Source organism: Enterobacter cloacae complex sp. 385G4, assembly GCF_057320665.1.
Genome location: NZ_JBXWDD010000001.1, coordinates 901,572 through 917,621 on the forward strand (window position 1 = coordinate 901,572; position 16,050 = coordinate 917,621).

Consider the following 16,050-nt stretch of genomic DNA (forward strand, 5'->3'; position numbering starts at 1 on the left):
CGCCGCACATGCCACGCAACCCCGCCGCCGCCAACGATTCAACCTCTCCGCTCAGCGCGCCGCCACGACGCGCACAGACGCGCAAAATAAATCCTGTCACCACGTCCGGCGCGCAGTGCTATCCCCGCCTCGCCTGCCCGCTTAATGTGGCGGATTTAATGCACGTGCATCTGAAGTGCCGAACCGCGTCAGTGCTAGTGCTGGCAGGTAAACTCCTTAATAAAAAATGTATGCAAATTCACGCACCGATGTCATGCACTGCTAAAGCTGCTGAATTTGAATGATTTTCAACTCAAGGTTGCGCTATATCACTAAAATTATAAGTAGTTATGAGCCCTACTATTTTTGCGCTTGAAACCCCCACAGACTTAAGATAGATCTTTATGCTTTAGGGGGCTAGTTAGCAACCTAACACTACACACAAATCATATATGACAAATGAGGCGTAAATATGGAACTTAGGCTAAAAAATGTCACAAGTTACAATAAAAACATTTTCACGAATGTAGACCTCTCAAAGAAAATAAATATTCTATATGGTCAAAACGGTTGTGGGAAATCTACAATCTCAAATTTCTTTTACAATACGACCCACAAAGATTTTGCAGAATGCGAATGTCCATTACTAAACGACTATCGCCCAATCGTTTATAATTCAAAATTTATCGAAGATAACTTCTATCATGCAAAAGAACAAAAAGGTGTATTCACTCTCAGTAAGAAAAATGCAGATATAGAAAAAGATCTAGCAATAAAAGAAGGCTTAAGACAAGATTTAAAAGAACAATACCGGAATAAAAGAGATGCAGCAACAAAATTAAAAGAAGAACAAAACACCAAAGAAAATGACTGCATCGAGGCCATTTGGGTAAAAACAGAATCGATAAGATCGTCTGATCTAAAAAACGTCATGCGAGGTCCACTAGGGAGCAAAAAGGCTTTTTTCGCTCAATTACAAAAAACGATTGCATTACCAATCGCAAACTTGGAGCAACTATCTAAAGAGTACAGCGAACTGATAAAGTACAAAAATAAAGAAATACCTCTCATCACTGCTTTGTTAGCATTTGCACTTTCAGAAGAAGATAAGAAACTATTAGCCACACCTATTATAGACTCAAGTAACAGTTATTTATCAGAAACAATAAAACGACTTCAAAATCTTGACTGGGTAAAAAAAGGGAAAGAACTTTATCTCAAAGATAATTTATGCCCATTCTGCCAAGAAAACACAATCAATGCTAAATTCATAGAGGCAATTGAGTCTATCTTTGATGAAAGTTACTCTGATAAAACAAATCAAATAAGCGCAATTAAATCAGCTTATGAGTTAGCTACGAAACCAATTTATCAAAAATTAACTCAAGAAATATCTACTTGTGAACTGATAACTGAAGAGGATAGAGAAATCACCACTTCTCACATCAAAATTTTAGATGAAATTGCAAGTAGGAATATAGATCTAATAATCAGCAAACTTCATAACCCTTCATCTATCATCATACTTGAGAGTGATGAGTCAATCGAACAAAAGATAATTAAGTGCATTGCAGATTATAATACAATAATTAAAGATATTAATCTTAAAGTTGCAAAGTTCAAGGAAACCGAAAACGCAGTTAAAAGTAAAATATGGCCAGCTCTTAGAAACTTTTGCAATCCAGAATTAAATGCCTTAGCTGCTCACGAAAAGAGCTTTCAAGATAACCACAAAAAGATTCTTGATGAAATGAAAGAAATTGAAAATCAAGGAAAGGACATTACTAAAAACATTAAAGAACTGAGAGAACAGATTTCGAACATCGATGAAACAATCGAGTCTATCAACTTGAGACTGAAAAGTTTAGGCATATATGGCTTTAGTGTAAAAAAACACGAAGAAAATAAGGATATGTACATCATTTCCCGTTCAGACAAAGATGAAAATGATGATGTATACAAATCCCTTAGTGAAGGAGAGAAAACATTAATCACTTTTCTCTATTTCTTGGAATGTTGCAAAGGGAAAACGGATAAAAACGACGAAGATAACAGAGATAATTTAATAATCATTGATGACCCAATATCTAGCCTTTCACAAAATTATGTTTATGATATAGCATCAATCATTCATCATGAACTAATCAAAAATGAAACCACAAAAAAAATACTAATACTCACTCACAATCTCTATTTTTTCCATGAGTTGATAAAATTATCTCCTAAAAGTAAAGATGACAAAAAGTTCAAGCGTGATTACCGTCTTTTCAGAATCACAAAGAATGAATTTAGCACCATCACCGAAATACAAAAAAATAGTATACAAAATGAGTATCAATCACTTTGGCAAATATTAAAAGACGCTAAAGAAGAAAAAGTCAATAAAATCATAATACCAAACATAATGAGAAACATTTTAGAATACTATTTTGGCTTTGTTCACAGAACAGACTCCTTACAAGATGAACTAACTAAACTCGAAAAAGATGAGAACAATAGCGATTTTAGGGCGTTTTATCGATACATAAACCGAGGTTCTCATTCTGACTCTGTGAATATCACCGATATGGGTGACATTGACCCAGACAAGTACCTCAAACAGCTAAAAAGTATATTCTCAGCAACAGGAGATGAAAAACATTATGCTAAAATGATGGATGAAATCGATGAGGAAATCGCTACCGCTTAGGCCGCATATTATCGATTCGGGTATGAACGACGGTGCTTGCGCACCGTCTCCCAACGCCCGAAGCGGTAGCGGTTGTACTGGCGTACATTCACTAGCTTTAACATGAGTTTATCTCCATGCAAGCGCCATTGTTGCCAATAGCAGCCTTTATACCCTCTGTATAAAGCTAATACGAAGAGTAATGCAATGTAGATATCCCAAGCGGTAGCACGGACATTCTATTAAATTTTTTTCAGAAGTCAAAATTTAACTTGATTTCATCCCACTCCTGAGCAAACGAATAGCTAAAAGACTTATTGCCATAAACCACTGTTGCACCACGCGTGAGCGCGCTAAGTTCCCACCGTTCCGGGTTAATCCCTTCCAGAGCTAAATCGAAACGAATTTTTGCGACGCGATCCCTTTCGGCTTTTGTCATCCTGGCTGATGGCGCTTGCTCGCTCGTTTTGAGCGGCGCATTCCTTCTTTGCTGGCGATTCTTACGCGGTACGCCAGCTTTTAACGCTCCGTTAAGCACCTTCACGACGTCCGGCTCATTCCAGCCGATAACCCCGCGCTCAATCAGATTTAACACCGCTGCGGCTTGCTCAGACGGTGTGGGGGTCATAACTGGATCGCAGCCGCCGGTGAGCTTTCCACAGTTATTGACAGGACTCCGAGGCGCGGCAGAGCCGCTTTTTAAGGTCAAAGGCTCAACGGCCAAAACCTTTGGAACAATGCGCCATTCGGCTGTACGGGTTACATGGACACGGTCAGCCCCGAGATGAGGGGCATAAATCCCGACCACCCTCTCGATATCTTCCTCGTACTCGTTGACCTCATCCGTCACCTTACGGGCGACCCTGACGGCCTGAGCATCACGCGGCATGTTTGCCCCACCCTGCGCGATGATGTACCGCTCAAAATCCCCTTCATCTGCAGCAGCACGCGCGGCCTCGACCCTGTCGTCAAATTCGCTCGCGATACTCACTCCGCGCGGCAGCTTGCGCAGTTCGCGGTAAGCGCCCATCGTCGGGAGGCCAATCGGTTTAAACTGAGGGATGCGCCATGTAGACGCCCATGCGGTGACGGCTGCGGCCGTATCTTTCAGGGGCTTGCCGGTGTCGTGGTCGAGCTGGCCGTCAAGTGCGTAGCCGTCGATATTTTTGGCAATGTATTTAGCGATATAACCCGCCGCGCCGCCCTGATTAAGATGACGGGACTCAAAGCGCTGTTTTGCCGCGCCCTTTTCGTGTCCGTCCTCTTTGAGGGCATAACGACGCATGATTTCGTTGATGGCTTTACGCTGACCGGGTTTGCAAAACAGCATCATGTGCCAGTGTGGCGTGCCGTCGTGGTGCGGTTCGACAACGCGCATCCCGTATACTTCTAAATCGTTATCTTTGAACGCAGTGCGCATGAGGGTCCAGATTCGGCAAAGATAGCGCTGGCCGTCTTTGGGCGTGAATGCGGTTTCGTTCCAGCCGTGATTGAGCTGTACCGTTTTGCTTTCACCTTTGCCGACCTGACGAGTCGGGTGATACTTCGACGGCGTGGTCAGCGTGATAAACATTCCCACATCACCAACGCTGGCCGCGTAACGTTCAATCCCGGCGATGGTATTCATCAGCTCCATACGACGTATTTCAGGGTTTGAGATACTCCCCATGACCTTACTGATGAGGTCGATACGTTCGCCGGTGACTTTGTTTTCCAGCTCGCATGATTTGAGGTATTCAAGATTAGCCAGGCGGCGCGCTTGAACATCGCGGATCGCCCTTTTGCTGGCGTAAGGTGAGCGGTCTTTATTGACCTCACCGGCAGCGATGAGCAGCGCCTCGCACCAGCGCATACGCTGCGCCTTGAGCTGGTTAACCCACCACTCATCCTTGATCAGACGTGAAATAGCGGAAAATGCCATGCGGATCGTCATCTGACCCTTACGGTATTTTTTCCAGTACATCGGGGTGATGTTAAATGCGCGAGCAACCCCGGCCACTTGCCCGTATAGGTGCGACTGAGCTTCATCGGTGAAAAGTGTCTCTTTCCCGCCGTGAGCATCCCCCCAGGCGTCGCTTAACTCCTCGTATTTGCTCCAGAGCTGAGAGGCAATTCTGGCCGCAAATTTCCTGAGCTCTTTGTCATTCATATCTGGTAAGCGCGCATACTGGTCGCGCTCGGACAGAAAACCAATCGAGGCGGATTCATTCATCCCGCACAGCTCATTAACACGCTCAAGACGCGGCAGCAGCTTGCGCTCAAACGTGTTTTTAAGAAAATACAGCCCACCTAAAGGGCTCTTTTTACGGCGGATGAAGTTATAACGCGATGTAAACAGCGTTTGCAGGAAAAACGGCAGACGGTCAATACGGTTTAAAACACCTTGCACCTGACGGAGTTCGGCACGTGTAAGGGGTCTGTCGCGGCCAATAGCATCTTTGTTGACGTTATTCCAGGGATAAGCACCAACGAATGAATCACTGGTGCCCTTCAAAAATGGTGGTGGTGGCGAGGGGGCAATACGCCCCCGAGATTCGATGGACATACTATTTAAAGGCGTCCAGACATTGCTTCCCCAGGCGTTCAATTCGAGCTTCCAAAGCTGAGAAGCCGGTAAGATCGCTGGTCAAAAGATCATGCAATACCAGGCCTGAGATAAGCTTAGGTATAGTTGGGTAGTAACCCACAACGTCCAGCCAATCCTTGCCTTTGTTCTTCCCGGATGTTGCGGTCTTCTTCTCCTGCAAAATGAATTGATAGCGGTCACTGGTGATGACGTACTGGTTATTAATCTCGATGCGTATGCTCATTTTTGCTTCCTGTTAAAAGTGGTTAGCCAGCTCTACCGAAAATTGAGTTGTGTAGCTTTTCCGACTCCTGGCCTAATAACTCGATAATCTCGGTGCGATTAAGTTCTGACTTACTGATGTACGCGATAAGTCCGTCAAACTGAGAAGAGAAACGGGTCGCCGTGTCGCGCTGAGCCTCGCTTACTGCCTGCGCCAGATGTGCCGAACACATCCCCCGCTGTGCTGTATTTTGTTTTTGCATTTGCCTATCTCCGGACAAAAGGAGTCCCCACGCTGTAAGGCGCGTAATAAGTCGAATCCAGATTAATTAATGTAAATACTGCTCAGGTTTTACCGAGGTTAAAATAGTTGGTGCGTACTCAAAAAGGCTGAACAGCTCTCGCAGAGCGCGGAAAAGTTTGTCGCGCCAATAACAGCCCTCTTCATTCAAACGCCAGTGCGGCATCATAAATTCCTGCTCTGTCAGTCCCGCATGAAGAAACAGTGATCGCCTTTGGCTAACGGTCAGGCGGCTGATGAAAGTTGCTTTCGACACGCCAAGTTGGCGGTGCCGGGCGAATGCATTTCTCAATTCATCAAGCGCGCAAACAAGACGCTCACGATCGGCTTCGGTCATTTCCTCTAAGAGCATGACAGAGTGACGCTGTTTTAATTGAGCATGGAAACAAACCGTAAGACGCTCCCGCTCCATCATCTGATTGTAAAAATCGCACGTGTCCTGCCATCGAGGCTGAGCCAGATACTTGCAGACCAGACCGCGAAGCGCTATTGGCTGTTTCTGGATCACGTCCAGTGTCATTACCGTCATAACCACAGTCCTCTCTTTTTGACCAGACGGCGAATCTTCTCGATAACGCCCGGCTTACGGGTTCGGATGATTATGCCCTTGCGGCCGCGACCGTGAGTGATGGTGAAGTTGATAGGATTAGGGCTTTCTCTTCGAAGCAACTGTGCAATACAGCGAGGTTCACTATTCATACTGGCTCCCCTAATCCGAGCCACATCAGCCAACCATCACGAATTTCCTTCGGGCGGCTGTCATATGCCATCTTCATACCCTTGTTCCAGGCAGGCAGATAAACCCAATATTCCCCTGCGCGCCCACTCGTTGACTGCGGATCGGTCATCTCAACAACAGGCAACTTGCCCTTCTCAATCATCCCTTTAACCGCTGCGGGAGTTTTTCCAATAAGACGGGCAAATTCCTGATATGGAACCGCATCTGTTCTGCTTACAAGCTGGTTACTCATCTGTTACGATTCTCCTTTAGTGTGATTAATTGCTCTAAATAGGGTTTAGTTGCTCTAAAAGGTGATTCACCCATCGGTTATATAAATCTACGATAGGTGATAATGTTCAACTATAGGTGATTTTATGTCAATACAGATCCATGAAAAAATCAAGCTGATAAGAGAGTCAGAAAGGTTAAATAGGAGACAATTCAGCGAGTTAACTGGAATCGTTTACGGTTCTTTTTGTAGTTATGAAGCCGGCGACAAAAAGCCGGGAATCGAACAAATCATGAAAATCCTCCAGCACCCACGCTTCACGAAATACACCATGTGGTTTATGACTGATCAAATAACACCCGAAGCTGGGCAGATTGCACCGGCTCTCGCGCACTTTGGGCAGCAGACAACAACGTCATCCCACTCAGACCAGAAAACTGGCTAACTATTTATGGCGCTTATTTGTGCAGTAAATGCACAGTGAGTTTTTGCTATTTAAATCAGGAAATTGAAGTACGCAGTAACATCATCGGGAGGCTTTATGTCTGTTAAAAAGCTCGATGATGGTCGATATGAAGTGGACATTAGACCGACCGGGCGTAACGGAAAACGCATCCGTCGGAAGTTCGACAAGAAAAGCGAGGCGATGGCTTTTGAAAAGCATACTCAATATAACCATCACTCAAAGGAATGGCTTTCAAAACCAACGGACAAACGCCAATTGTCGGAACTGAAAGAGTTATGGTGGAAGCTGAAAGGTAAACATGAGGAGCACGGTCAATCGTATCTCAGGAAAATTGAGCGTTTCGAAACGATGACCGGAAACCCGTGCGCTTTCCAGATCACCAAGAGCCTGATAACGCGATATTGTGCTCAACGTCGGGGTGAAGGTATTAAGCCAACTACCATCAACCGCGACCTGATCACGCTAGGTGGGATGTTCACAACCCTGATTGAGTCAGAACTGTATAACGGTGAGCATCCATTCAGGGGATTCAAAAAACTGAAAGAGCAGACAGCCGAAACGGGCTATCTCACTCTTGAGGAAATTGACGCCTTACTTGCTGCGCTCTCAGGTGATAATCGTAAAATTGCGGTTTTGTGTTTGAGTACCGGAGCAAGATGGGGAGAAGCTGCGCGATTGAAGGCGGAGAACGTGATTCATAACCGGGTGTCTTTCGTTAAGACGAAAACCAACACACCGCGCACGGTCCCGATCTCTGATGACGTTGCGGCTTACGTAGTCGGCAAAACACGAGGTTTTCTGTTTCCCGAGGCCAGTTATGCTGACTTCAGGCGAACCCTCAAAGAGGTTAAGCCCGACTTACCGGCCGGACAAGCAACACATGCGCTACGACACTCTTTCGCGACGCACTTTATGATTAACGGGGGCAACATCATCACACTGCAGAGGATCTTAGGTCATACGAAAATTGCGCAGACAATGGTCTATGCGCACTTCGCTCCTCAGTACCTGCAGGACGCGATTTCGCTTAACCCGTTGAAGGGTGCTAATGGTGGTCAGAGTGTCCACAATGTGTCCACACCCTAGCCGCTTTTTATGGCTTTTGACTGCTAGTAGTAAAACGTGAAGCCTTGTCTGGCGCGGCTTTCCAGTTACGCCAGACATTAAAAAGGCTCCCGCAGGAGCCTTTCTTCACATCAATGTAGTGACGCTAACCGCGCCGCAAACCCGACAAACAGCAGCCCTATCAGCCCGTTCCCCAGCTTTGCCAGTTTCTTTTTGGTTTTCAGATAACGCGTAACAAACGCCCCAGAGAAGATCAGGAAGCTCATGTACATAAAGCTAATCAGCTCAAGCGTGGTAGCGAGGATCAGGAAAGAGGTTCCGGTATTTTGCGCATTCACGTCGATAAACTGCACAAAGAACGAAACGTAGAACAGAATCGCTTTTGGATTCGTCAGGCTCAGGACGAGGGAGCGTTTCATGATCGTGCTGGCAGGCTCGGTTCCGCTCTCTTGAGCATTATTCTGACGTGTGATCACCGACCAGAGCATTTTTCCGCCCAACCACAGCAGATAGAAAGCCCCGAGATAGCGCACGATATTAAAGAGTACGGGGGTCGTCTGGATCAATGCCGCAACACCCGCCCAGGCCAGGAACATCAATACCGCATCACCGATAAACACGCCGGTCGCGGCAAGATACCCTTTTTTCACACCGTGACCGATCCCCGTTTTCAGCACAAACAGGGTGTTTGGCCCGGGAACCAGCACGATAAAAAATGCGCCAACAACATACGTCCAGAAATTCAGTACACCAAACTCCGCAAACACCTCTCCCTCCTTTTGCTAAAAATAACCGGAATATCGCCGCAATAACGATAGTCGCAAAATAAGACACAATATAATCAGCGGGCACCTTGCGGTGCCCTCATGGGTTTCAGATATCCTGGACTGCGAACAGCAACGCATTGCGGTGCCGGGTCAATCCACATTTTCTGATGGCGTGGATACGCATATTGCGGCGGGATTGTGCTTCCAGCCAACGAGCCTTGCGACGACTCACCTGTCGCAACATACGCCAGCGCCCTACTTCTGTTCTACTGCGCTTCATGTCTACAACTCTTTCTCAAACAGAGCCGCCATTATAAACCCAACCCGACAGCAAACCAGCGCTTTTACCTGGCGTTTTTATTTGCCAGATGAATCCTGATGCGTACACTCATAACAATACGCTTTCAAAAGGATTTTTTTATCTATGACAACCTTCTACACCGTGGTGAGTTGGCTGGTCATTCTGGGATACTGGCTGTTAATCGCGGGTGTGACGTTACGCATCCTGATGAAGCGCAGAGCCGTACCCTCTGCCATGGCCTGGCTTCTGATCATTTATATCCTCCCACTGGTGGGAATTATTGCCTATCTCTCTTTCGGTGAGCTTCATCTGGGTAAACGCCGTGCCGAGCGGGCGCGCGCAATGTGGCCTTCCACCGCGAAGTGGCTTAACGATCTCAAAGCCTGTAAGCATATCTTTGCCGAGGAGAACAGCAGCGTCGCCTCCTCGCTGTTTAAGCTCTGCGAGCGCCGCCAGGGGATTGGCGGCGTTAAGGGCAATCAGCTCCAGCTTCTGACGTCGTCCGATGATGTCATGCAGGCGTTAATCCGCGATATTCAGCTGGCTCGCCATAATATTGAGATGGTGTTTTATATCTGGCAGCCCGGCGGCATGGCTGACCAGGTCGCTGAATCCTTGATGGCGGCCGCACGCAGGGGGATCCACTGCCGTCTGATGCTGGACTCCGCGGGCAGCGTGGCATTTTTCCGTAGCCCCTGGGCGGGCATGATGCGTAACGCCGGTATCGAGGTGGTTGAGGCACTGAAGGTGAATCTCCTGCGCGTGTTTCTGCGCCGGATGGACCTTCGCCAGCACCGTAAAATGGTCATGATCGATAACTATATTGCCTACACCGGCAGTATGAACATGGTTGACCCGCGCTTCTTTAAACAGGACTCCGGCGTCGGGCAATGGGTGGATCTGATGGCGCGAATGGAGGGGCCGATTGCCACCTCGATGGGCATCGTTTACTCCTGCGACTGGGAGATAGAGACCGGCAAGCGTATCCTGCCGCCACCGCCGGATGGCAATATTATGCCGTTTGAAGAGGCCAGCGGTCATACAATTCATACTATCGCCTCCGGACCGGGCTTCCCGGAGGACTTGATTCACCAGGCGCTGCTGACGGCAACCTACTCCGCGCGTGAATATCTGATCATGACGACGCCCTACTTTGTCCCCAGCGATGATCTGCTGCACGCGATTTGTACCGCAGCGCAGCGCGGCGTCGACGTCAGTATCATTCTGCCACGCAAAAATGACTCTCTTCTGGTGGGCTGGGCCAGCCGTGCCTTCTTTAGCGAACTGCTTGCCGCCGGAGTGAAAATTTACCAGTTTGAAGGCGGGCTCCTGCACACCAAGAGCGTGCTGGTCGACGGCGAATTAAGCCTGGTGGGCACGGTTAACCTTGATATGCGCAGCCTGTGGCTAAACTTTGAAATCACCCTGGTGATTGATGACGCCGGCTTTGGCGGTGACCTGGCGGCGGTTCAGGATGACTATATCTCCCGTTCGCGGCTGCTGGATGCCAGGCTGTGGGTAAAACGTCCGTTATGGCAGCGAATAGCTGAACGACTGTTTTACTTCTTTAGTCCGTTGCTGTAAAACGTGCCCAACGATGTTAAACAGGTAGTCATCATGGAAATGGATCTGAACAATCGCCTGACCGAAGACGAAACGCTCGAGCAGGCCTATGACATTTTTCTCGAACTGGCGGTTGATAACCTCGATCCCGCAGACGTGATCCTCTTTAATCTGCAGTTCGAAGAGCGCGGCGGTGCCGAATTGTTCGACCCTTCAGAGGATTGGGCCGAACATGTAGATTTCGACCTGAACCCTGACTTCTTTGCCGAAGTGGTTATTGGGCTGGCTGATGAAGACGGCGGTGAAATTAACGACATTTTTGCGCGCGTCCTGCTGTGTCGTGAGAAAGACCACAAGCTGTGCCACATACTCTGGCGCGAATAATAAAAAAGGCTGCGATAGCAGCCTTTTTTATTTAATCCGGTAACGCGCTTCCGCAGCGGTTGCAAAACCGCGCGCTGTGTTCATGATCGACCTGGTGGCAGTTCGGACATTTGCGCCGCTGTTTATGGTTCTGAAACGCGCTGCTCATGTGCGTGGTAATAAGCCCCGTCGGAATGGCAATTACCGAATACCCAATCAGAATCAGCACGGATGCCACAATCCGCCCCAGCGGCGTATGGGGCGTGATATCGCCATACCCCACGGTCGTAACGGTCACTATCGCCCAGTAGACGGAAGCGTTGAGCGTCGTGAAGCCATATTTCGGCCCTTCAATCAAATACATCAGCGCGCCAAAAACAATCATCACGATGGCAATGAACGAATAGAACAGAATAAGCTGATGGCGTGCGCTGACGATCGCGCTCCAGAATACGCGCAGCGACGGCATAAAGCGCAGTAACTTCAGGATACGCAAGACCCGAATAACGCGCATCGCTCGCCAGGCGAAAACATAGTTGAGGCTGATCTCCGGCCACAGCCACATCACATAGAGCGGCAGGATCGTCGCTAAATCAATAAAGCCCCAGAAGCTAAAGACGTACTTTGCCGGGTTGGGCCAGCAAACAACACGCAGAATATACTCAGCGGTAAAGACCAGGGTAATAATAAGTTCCAGCCAGACAAACGCATGCCATTCCTCAAATGTCAGGTGATATTGCGTCCCCACACCCGATTCAATAAAGATGACCACTACGCTCAATAGCGCAAACAGCGCACACAGACCTTCAAAACGGCGTCCCGATACCGTTTCAGGATCGAATAAAAGATGATAGAGCCGCCGACGGGCTGAAGTGAATAAACGCGACACGGTAACCTCGCAAAAAAATAAGGGCTGACATCATGTCAGCCCTTGCGATTATAGCGGGTCTACTTTCAGGCAGGAAACCGCATGTCGGAAACTGCCCTCCAGCACCGGTCGCGTTTTCGCGCATTCCGGCCCGGCCATCGGGCATCGCGTGCGGAACACGCAGCCCGACGGCGGATTGATTGGCGACGGCAATTCCCCTTCCAGAAGCTGAATCGTTTTATTCTTTTCCAGATCCGGATCGGGGATCGGCACCGCCGACATCAGCGCTTTGGTATAAGGGTGCAGCGGATTATGGTACACCTCGTCATAGGTTCCCAGTTCCACGGCATGGCCCAGATACATCACCAGCACGCGGTCGGAGATGTGTTTTACCACCGCCAGGTCGTGCGCAATGAAGATCAGCGACAGCCCCATTTCGCGCTGCAATTTCTGAAGCAGGTTAACCACCTGCGCCTGAATCGACACGTCCAGCGCGGAGACCGGTTCATCACAAATAATCAGTTTCGGCTCAAGGATAAGCGCACGCGCAATGCCAATACGCTGACACTGGCCGCCTGAAAATTCATGCGGGTAACGGTTAATGAGGTTAGGCAACAGCCCGACTTTCAGCATCATCGCCTTCACGCGGTCGCGGACTTCCTGACGCGGCATCTTTGGATGATAGGTGCGCAGCGGTTCGGCGATAATCTCACCGATGGTCATACGCGGGTTTAATGACGCCAGCGGATCCTGGAAAATCATCTGGATATCGCTGCGCACGTCGCGCCACTCGTCAGGCTTCATGCCCAGCAGATCTTTACCCAGCCAGGCCACTTTGCCGCCGGTGGCTTTCACCAGACCGATAATCGCACGCGCAAAGGTGGATTTACCGCAGCCGGATTCGCCCACCACGCCCAGGGTTTCCCCCTCGTACAGACGCAAGGTGACGCCATCTACCGCTTTCAGGGTCTTCGGCGGCTGCCAGAACCACTGCTTGCCGTCTTTGATGTCGAAATGCACCTTGAGGTCGGCGATTTCGAGCAGCACGTTGCGTTTTTCATCTACTGCGTTCATACCAGCTCCTCCTGCGGCTTAAAGCAGGCGCGCAGACGGCCTGGGGCAAATTCTTCCAGCGGCGGCGCGCTGTTACAGATTTCCATCGCGTGCGGGCAGCGCGGCTGGAACGGACAGCCTTTCGGCAGTCGCAGCAGGTTTGGCGGGTTGCCCGGAATAGTGAGCAGGGACTCCCCTTCCGCATCAAGACGCGGCACCGCGTTCAGCAGGCCAATCGAGTACGGATGGGCTGGCTGATAGAACACGTCGCGCGCTTTGCCGTATTCCATGGTGCGCCCGGCGTACATCACCAGCACTTTGTCACAGATACCGGCAACCACGCCCAGATCGTGGGTGATCATGATAATCGCCGTGTTGAACTCACGCTTAAGCTCGTTCAGCAGGGTCATGATTTGCGCCTGCACGGTGACGTCCAGCGCGGTAGTCGGTTCATCGGCAATCAGCAGTTTTGGCCGGCACAGCAGCGCCATGGCAATCATCACGCGCTGACGCATACCGCCAGAAAACTCGTGCGGGAACATGCGCATGCGCTTGCGCGCTTCCGGCATTTTTACCGCATCCAGCATTTTAACGGATTCCTCAAAAGCTTCCGCTTTGCCCAAACCTTTGTGCAGCATCAGGACTTCCATCAGCTGCTCACCGACGCGCATATACGGGTTCAGGGAGGTCATCGGATCCTGGAAAATCATTGAGATCTGTTCGGCGCGAAGCTTGTTCAGCTCGAGCTCCGGCAGGTTAAGAATTTCGCGACCGTTGAATTTCGCCGAACCGCCAATCACGCCGTTAGCGGCCAGCAGGCCCATTAACGCAAATGCCGTCTGGGATTTCCCGGAGCCGGATTCACCCACGATCCCCAGCGTTTCCCCTTTGCTCAGGTTAAAGTTGAGATCGTTGACCGCAGTAACATCGCCGTCCGGGGTTTTAAAGGTCACGCGGAGGTCTTTAACATCCAGCAGAAGATTGCTCTGCTGCTGCGCCTGTGGCGCGGTGGCCGTTTCAATAATTGTCATGACGGCGCTCCTTAACGGTCTTTCGGGTCGAGGGCATCACGCAGGCCATCGCCGATAAAGTTAAAACAAAACAGGGTAACGACCAGGAAACCCGCCGGATAAAGCAGCAGCCACGGTGAAACTTCCATCGAGTTTGCGCCGTCGCTCAGCAGCGCACCCCAGCTGCTCAGTGGCTCCTGCGTGCCCAGCCCCAGGAAGCTGAGGAAGGATTCAAACAGAATCATGCTTGGCACCAGCAGTGAGGCATAGACCACCACCACGCCCAGCACGTTAGGCACGATATGACGAACCACGATATTACTGGTTGATACCCCCCCTACCTGCGCCGCTTCGATAAACTCTTTGCGTTTGAGGCTCAGCGTCTGGCCGCGCACGATACGCGCCATATCCAGCCAGGAAACCATCCCGATGGCCACGAAGATCAACAGGATGTTCTGGCCGAAGAAGGTCACCAGCAAAATCACGAAGAACATAAACGGGAAGGAGTTCAGGATTTCCAGGAGACGCATCATCACCGAGTCTACTTTGCCGCCAAGGTAGCCGGAAAGCGCGCCGTAAAGCGTCCCCACGATCACCGCCACCAGCGCGGCGGCGATACCGACCATCAGAGAAATACGGCCACCAATCGCCACGCGCACCAGCAAATCACGGCCGGATGAATCGGTACCGAAATAGTGGCCGGACTCCATATCAGGCGAACTGGACATCATGCCCCAGTCCGTATCGAAATAGGTAAATTGCGACAGCATCGGCGCCAGGGTGACAAACAGCGCGATGATCACCAGCACAACCAGGCTGGCGACCGCCGCACGGTTATGCATAAAGCGACGGCGCGCGTCCTGCCAGAGGCTACGACCTTCTACTTCCAGTTTTTCACTGAAGTTTTCCAGCGCCTCGCTGTTTTTCTTACTCAACATCATGGCGTGCTCCAGCGTTAGTAACGAATTTTCGGGTCGATAACGGCATACAGCACATCGACAACGGCGTTAAAGAGAATGGTCAGTGCGCCCACGAGGATCGTGAGGCTCAGAACGAGCGAGTAGTCACGGTTAAGCGCCCCGTTTACGAACAGTTGACCAATACCCGGCAGGCCGTAAATTGTTTCGATAACCATTGAACCCGTAATGATCCCGACGAATGCCGGTCCCATATAGGAGAGCACAGGCAGTAGCGCCGGCTTGAGCGCGTGGCGGAAGATGATCCGGCGCATCGGCAGCCCTTTCGCGCGCGCGGTGCGGATGAAGTTTGAGTGCAGCACTTCGATCATTGAACCACGGGTAATACGCGCGATACTGGCGATGTACGCCAGCGATAATGCCACCATCGGCAAAATCATGAACTTCAATGCCCCGCCGTTCCAGCCGCCCCCGGGCAGCCATTTCAGCGTGATGGCAAATATCATCACCAGCAATGGCGCGACAACGAAGCTGGGTATGACTACCCCGGTCATTGCCACCCCCATTACGGCATAATCCCATTTGGTATTTTGTCTGAGCGCGGCGATAACGCCTGCGGTGACCCCGAGAACGACGGCCAGAATGAATGCTGCAGCACCCAGTTTTGCCGAGACCGGGAAGCTGGAGGCCACCAGATCGTTAACGGAATAGTCTTTATATTTAAATGACGGTCCAAAATCACCGTGCGCCAGCTGCTTCAGATAGTTGAAGTATTGGGTGGTGATGGGATCGTTTAAGTGATACTTCGCTTCGATGTTGGCCATGACTTCTGGCGGCAACGTACGTTCACCGGTAAATGGACTTCCCGGCGCGAGACGCATCATAAAAAAGGAAATCGTAATTAGAATAAATAACGTTGGTATCGCTTCTAAACAGCGACGCAGGATAAATTTCAACATTGCCCGTACCTTCTGGCGTGTGCCTGATGAAT

17 protein-coding genes are annotated in these 16,050 nt (G+C 49.8%); 5 read left to right on the plus strand and 12 right to left on the minus strand.

All coding sequences use genetic code 11. The features are described from left to right. Nucleotides 1-451 precede the first annotated feature (451 nt). Complete coding sequence (locus tag AC2FAJ_RS04525; protein WP_485453881.1) at nucleotides 452-2,668, plus strand: AAA family ATPase; 2,217 nt, start codon at nucleotides 452-454, stop codon at nucleotides 2,666-2,668. A gap of 232 nt (nucleotides 2,669-2,900) precedes the next feature. On the opposite strand, the gene AC2FAJ_RS04530 is transcribed toward AC2FAJ_RS04525, so the two are convergent. The 5 genes from AC2FAJ_RS04530 to AC2FAJ_RS04550 form a co-directional block, all read right to left on the minus strand. Beyond that, a complete protein-coding gene (locus tag AC2FAJ_RS04530) occupies nucleotides 2,901-5,192 on the minus strand; it encodes a replication endonuclease (protein WP_485453882.1) in 2,292 nt (763 codons plus the stop codon). Nucleotide 5,193: 1 nt separating this feature from the next. Then, nucleotides 5,194-5,457 (minus strand): DUF5405 family protein, encoded by a 264-nt coding sequence (locus AC2FAJ_RS04535; protein WP_316454400.1) that lies wholly within the window; start codon nucleotides 5,455-5,457, stop codon nucleotides 5,194-5,196. A 22-nt stretch (nucleotides 5,458-5,479) separates the two neighbouring features. Then, nucleotides 5,480-5,698 (minus strand): DUF2732 family protein, encoded by a 219-nt coding sequence (locus tag AC2FAJ_RS04540; RefSeq protein ID WP_047365922.1) that lies wholly within the window; start codon nucleotides 5,696-5,698, stop codon nucleotides 5,480-5,482. Nucleotides 5,699-5,764: 66 nt separating this feature from the next. Next, on the minus strand, nucleotides 5,765-6,265 hold the full coding sequence (locus AC2FAJ_RS04545) for a replication protein B (RefSeq protein WP_485453883.1): 501 nt from the start codon (nucleotides 6,263-6,265) through the stop codon (nucleotides 5,765-5,767). 166 nt (nucleotides 6,266-6,431) lie between these two features. Further along, nucleotides 6,432-6,707 carry a regulatory phage cox family protein gene (locus AC2FAJ_RS04550; protein ID WP_014884154.1) on the minus strand — a complete coding sequence of 92 codons (276 nt, stop codon included), beginning with the start codon at nucleotides 6,705-6,707 and terminating at the stop codon, nucleotides 6,432-6,434. Nucleotides 6,708-6,831: 124 nt separating this feature from the next. Here AC2FAJ_RS04550 and AC2FAJ_RS04555 point away from each other — a divergent pair, with 124 nt between their 5' ends. Both AC2FAJ_RS04555 and AC2FAJ_RS04560 read left to right on the plus strand, forming a co-directional pair. Continuing rightward, the gene (locus tag AC2FAJ_RS04555; protein WP_032674969.1) at nucleotides 6,832-7,131 is read left to right on the plus strand and encodes a helix-turn-helix domain-containing protein; all 300 of its coding nucleotides are present in this window, start codon (nucleotides 6,832-6,834) and stop codon (nucleotides 7,129-7,131) included. 96 nt (nucleotides 7,132-7,227) lie between these two features. Further along, on the plus strand, nucleotides 7,228-8,238 hold the full coding sequence (locus AC2FAJ_RS04560; RefSeq protein ID WP_485453884.1) for a phage integrase: 1,011 nt from the start codon (nucleotides 7,228-7,230) through the stop codon (nucleotides 8,236-8,238). A 110-nt stretch (nucleotides 8,239-8,348) separates the two neighbouring features. On the opposite strand, the gene leuE is transcribed toward AC2FAJ_RS04560, so the two are convergent. Then, nucleotides 8,349-8,984, minus strand: coding sequence for a leucine efflux protein LeuE (gene leuE, locus AC2FAJ_RS04565; RefSeq protein WP_028013423.1), 636 nt, complete (start codon nucleotides 8,982-8,984; stop codon nucleotides 8,349-8,351). 106 nt (nucleotides 8,985-9,090) lie between these two features. Continuing rightward, nucleotides 9,091-9,264, minus strand: a complete 174-nt coding sequence (locus tag AC2FAJ_RS04570) for a YciY family protein (protein WP_086379783.1) — start codon at nucleotides 9,262-9,264, stop codon at nucleotides 9,091-9,093. Between the two features lie 144 nt (nucleotides 9,265-9,408). Here AC2FAJ_RS04570 and cls point away from each other — a divergent pair, with 144 nt between their 5' ends. Then, nucleotides 9,409-10,869, plus strand: coding sequence for a cardiolipin synthase (gene cls, locus AC2FAJ_RS04575; RefSeq protein ID WP_028013424.1), 1,461 nt, complete (start codon nucleotides 9,409-9,411; stop codon nucleotides 10,867-10,869). Nucleotides 10,870-10,902: 33 nt separating this feature from the next. Continuing rightward, nucleotides 10,903-11,232, plus strand: coding sequence for an HI1450 family dsDNA-mimic protein (locus AC2FAJ_RS04580; RefSeq protein ID WP_006810881.1), 330 nt, complete (start codon nucleotides 10,903-10,905; stop codon nucleotides 11,230-11,232). A gap of 31 nt (nucleotides 11,233-11,263) precedes the next feature. Here AC2FAJ_RS04580 and AC2FAJ_RS04585 read toward each other — a convergent pair whose 3' ends face one another. Genes AC2FAJ_RS04585 through oppB form a run of 5 tightly spaced genes read right to left on the minus strand, consistent with a single transcriptional unit; the run spans nucleotide 11,264 to nucleotide 16,018 of the window. Beyond that, nucleotides 11,264-12,100 (minus strand): ion transporter, encoded by an 837-nt coding sequence (locus tag AC2FAJ_RS04585; protein WP_028013425.1) that lies wholly within the window; start codon nucleotides 12,098-12,100, stop codon nucleotides 11,264-11,266. 48 nt (nucleotides 12,101-12,148) lie between these two features. Beyond that, nucleotides 12,149-13,153 (minus strand): murein tripeptide/oligopeptide ABC transporter ATP-binding protein OppF, encoded by a 1,005-nt coding sequence (gene oppF, locus AC2FAJ_RS04590; protein WP_041909608.1) that lies wholly within the window; start codon nucleotides 13,151-13,153, stop codon nucleotides 12,149-12,151. Continuing rightward, nucleotides 13,150-14,163: an ABC transporter ATP-binding protein gene (gene oppD / locus AC2FAJ_RS04595; protein WP_028013427.1), complete on the minus strand. Its 1,014-nt coding sequence runs from the start codon at nucleotides 14,161-14,163 to the stop codon at nucleotides 13,150-13,152. Before oppD ends, oppF begins: the two co-directional genes overlap by 4 nt. 11 nt (nucleotides 14,164-14,174) lie before the next feature. Further along, complete coding sequence (gene oppC, locus AC2FAJ_RS04600) at nucleotides 14,175-15,083, minus strand: oligopeptide ABC transporter permease OppC (protein ID WP_041909606.1); 909 nt, start codon at nucleotides 15,081-15,083, stop codon at nucleotides 14,175-14,177. A 14-nt stretch (nucleotides 15,084-15,097) separates the two neighbouring features. Then, nucleotides 15,098-16,018 carry an oligopeptide ABC transporter permease OppB gene (gene oppB / locus AC2FAJ_RS04605; RefSeq protein ID WP_028013429.1) on the minus strand — a complete coding sequence of 307 codons (921 nt, stop codon included), beginning with the start codon at nucleotides 16,016-16,018 and terminating at the stop codon, nucleotides 15,098-15,100. Nucleotides 16,019-16,050 lie beyond the last annotated feature (32 nt).

What these genes read in the sequence shown, in the direction of transcription:
- AC2FAJ_RS04525 (WP_485453881.1), top strand. Translation starts at nt 452, where the DNA reads ATGGAACTTAGGCTAAAAAATGTCACAAGTTACAATAAAAACATTTTC.
- AC2FAJ_RS04530 (WP_485453882.1), bottom strand. Translation starts at nt 5,192, where the DNA reads ATGTCCATCGAATCTCGGGGGCGTATTGCCCCCTCGCCACCACCACCA.
- AC2FAJ_RS04535 (WP_316454400.1), bottom strand. Translation starts at nt 5,457, where the DNA reads ATGAGCATACGCATCGAGATTAATAACCAGTACGTCATCACCAGTGAC.
- AC2FAJ_RS04540 (WP_047365922.1), bottom strand. Translation starts at nt 5,698, where the DNA reads ATGCAAAAACAAAATACAGCACAGCGGGGGATGTGTTCGGCACATCTG.
- AC2FAJ_RS04545 (WP_485453883.1), bottom strand. Translation starts at nt 6,265, where the DNA reads ATGACGGTAATGACACTGGACGTGATCCAGAAACAGCCAATAGCGCTT.
- AC2FAJ_RS04550 (WP_014884154.1), bottom strand. Translation starts at nt 6,707, where the DNA reads ATGAGTAACCAGCTTGTAAGCAGAACAGATGCGGTTCCATATCAGGAA.
- AC2FAJ_RS04555 (WP_032674969.1), top strand. Translation starts at nt 6,832, where the DNA reads ATGTCAATACAGATCCATGAAAAAATCAAGCTGATAAGAGAGTCAGAA.
- AC2FAJ_RS04560 (WP_485453884.1), top strand. Translation starts at nt 7,228, where the DNA reads ATGTCTGTTAAAAAGCTCGATGATGGTCGATATGAAGTGGACATTAGA.
- AC2FAJ_RS04570 (WP_086379783.1), bottom strand. Translation starts at nt 9,264, where the DNA reads ATGAAGCGCAGTAGAACAGAAGTAGGGCGCTGGCGTATGTTGCGACAG.
- cls (WP_028013424.1), top strand. Translation starts at nt 9,409, where the DNA reads ATGACAACCTTCTACACCGTGGTGAGTTGGCTGGTCATTCTGGGATAC.
- AC2FAJ_RS04580 (WP_006810881.1), top strand. Translation starts at nt 10,903, where the DNA reads ATGGAAATGGATCTGAACAATCGCCTGACCGAAGACGAAACGCTCGAG.
- oppF (WP_041909608.1), bottom strand. Translation starts at nt 13,153, where the DNA reads ATGAACGCAGTAGATGAAAAACGCAACGTGCTGCTCGAAATCGCCGAC.
- oppD (WP_028013427.1), bottom strand. Translation starts at nt 14,163, where the DNA reads ATGACAATTATTGAAACGGCCACCGCGCCACAGGCGCAGCAGCAGAGC.
- oppC (WP_041909606.1), bottom strand. Translation starts at nt 15,083, where the DNA reads ATGATGTTGAGTAAGAAAAACAGCGAGGCGCTGGAAAACTTCAGTGAA.
- oppB (WP_028013429.1), bottom strand. Translation starts at nt 16,018, where the DNA reads ATGTTGAAATTTATCCTGCGTCGCTGTTTAGAAGCGATACCAACGTTA.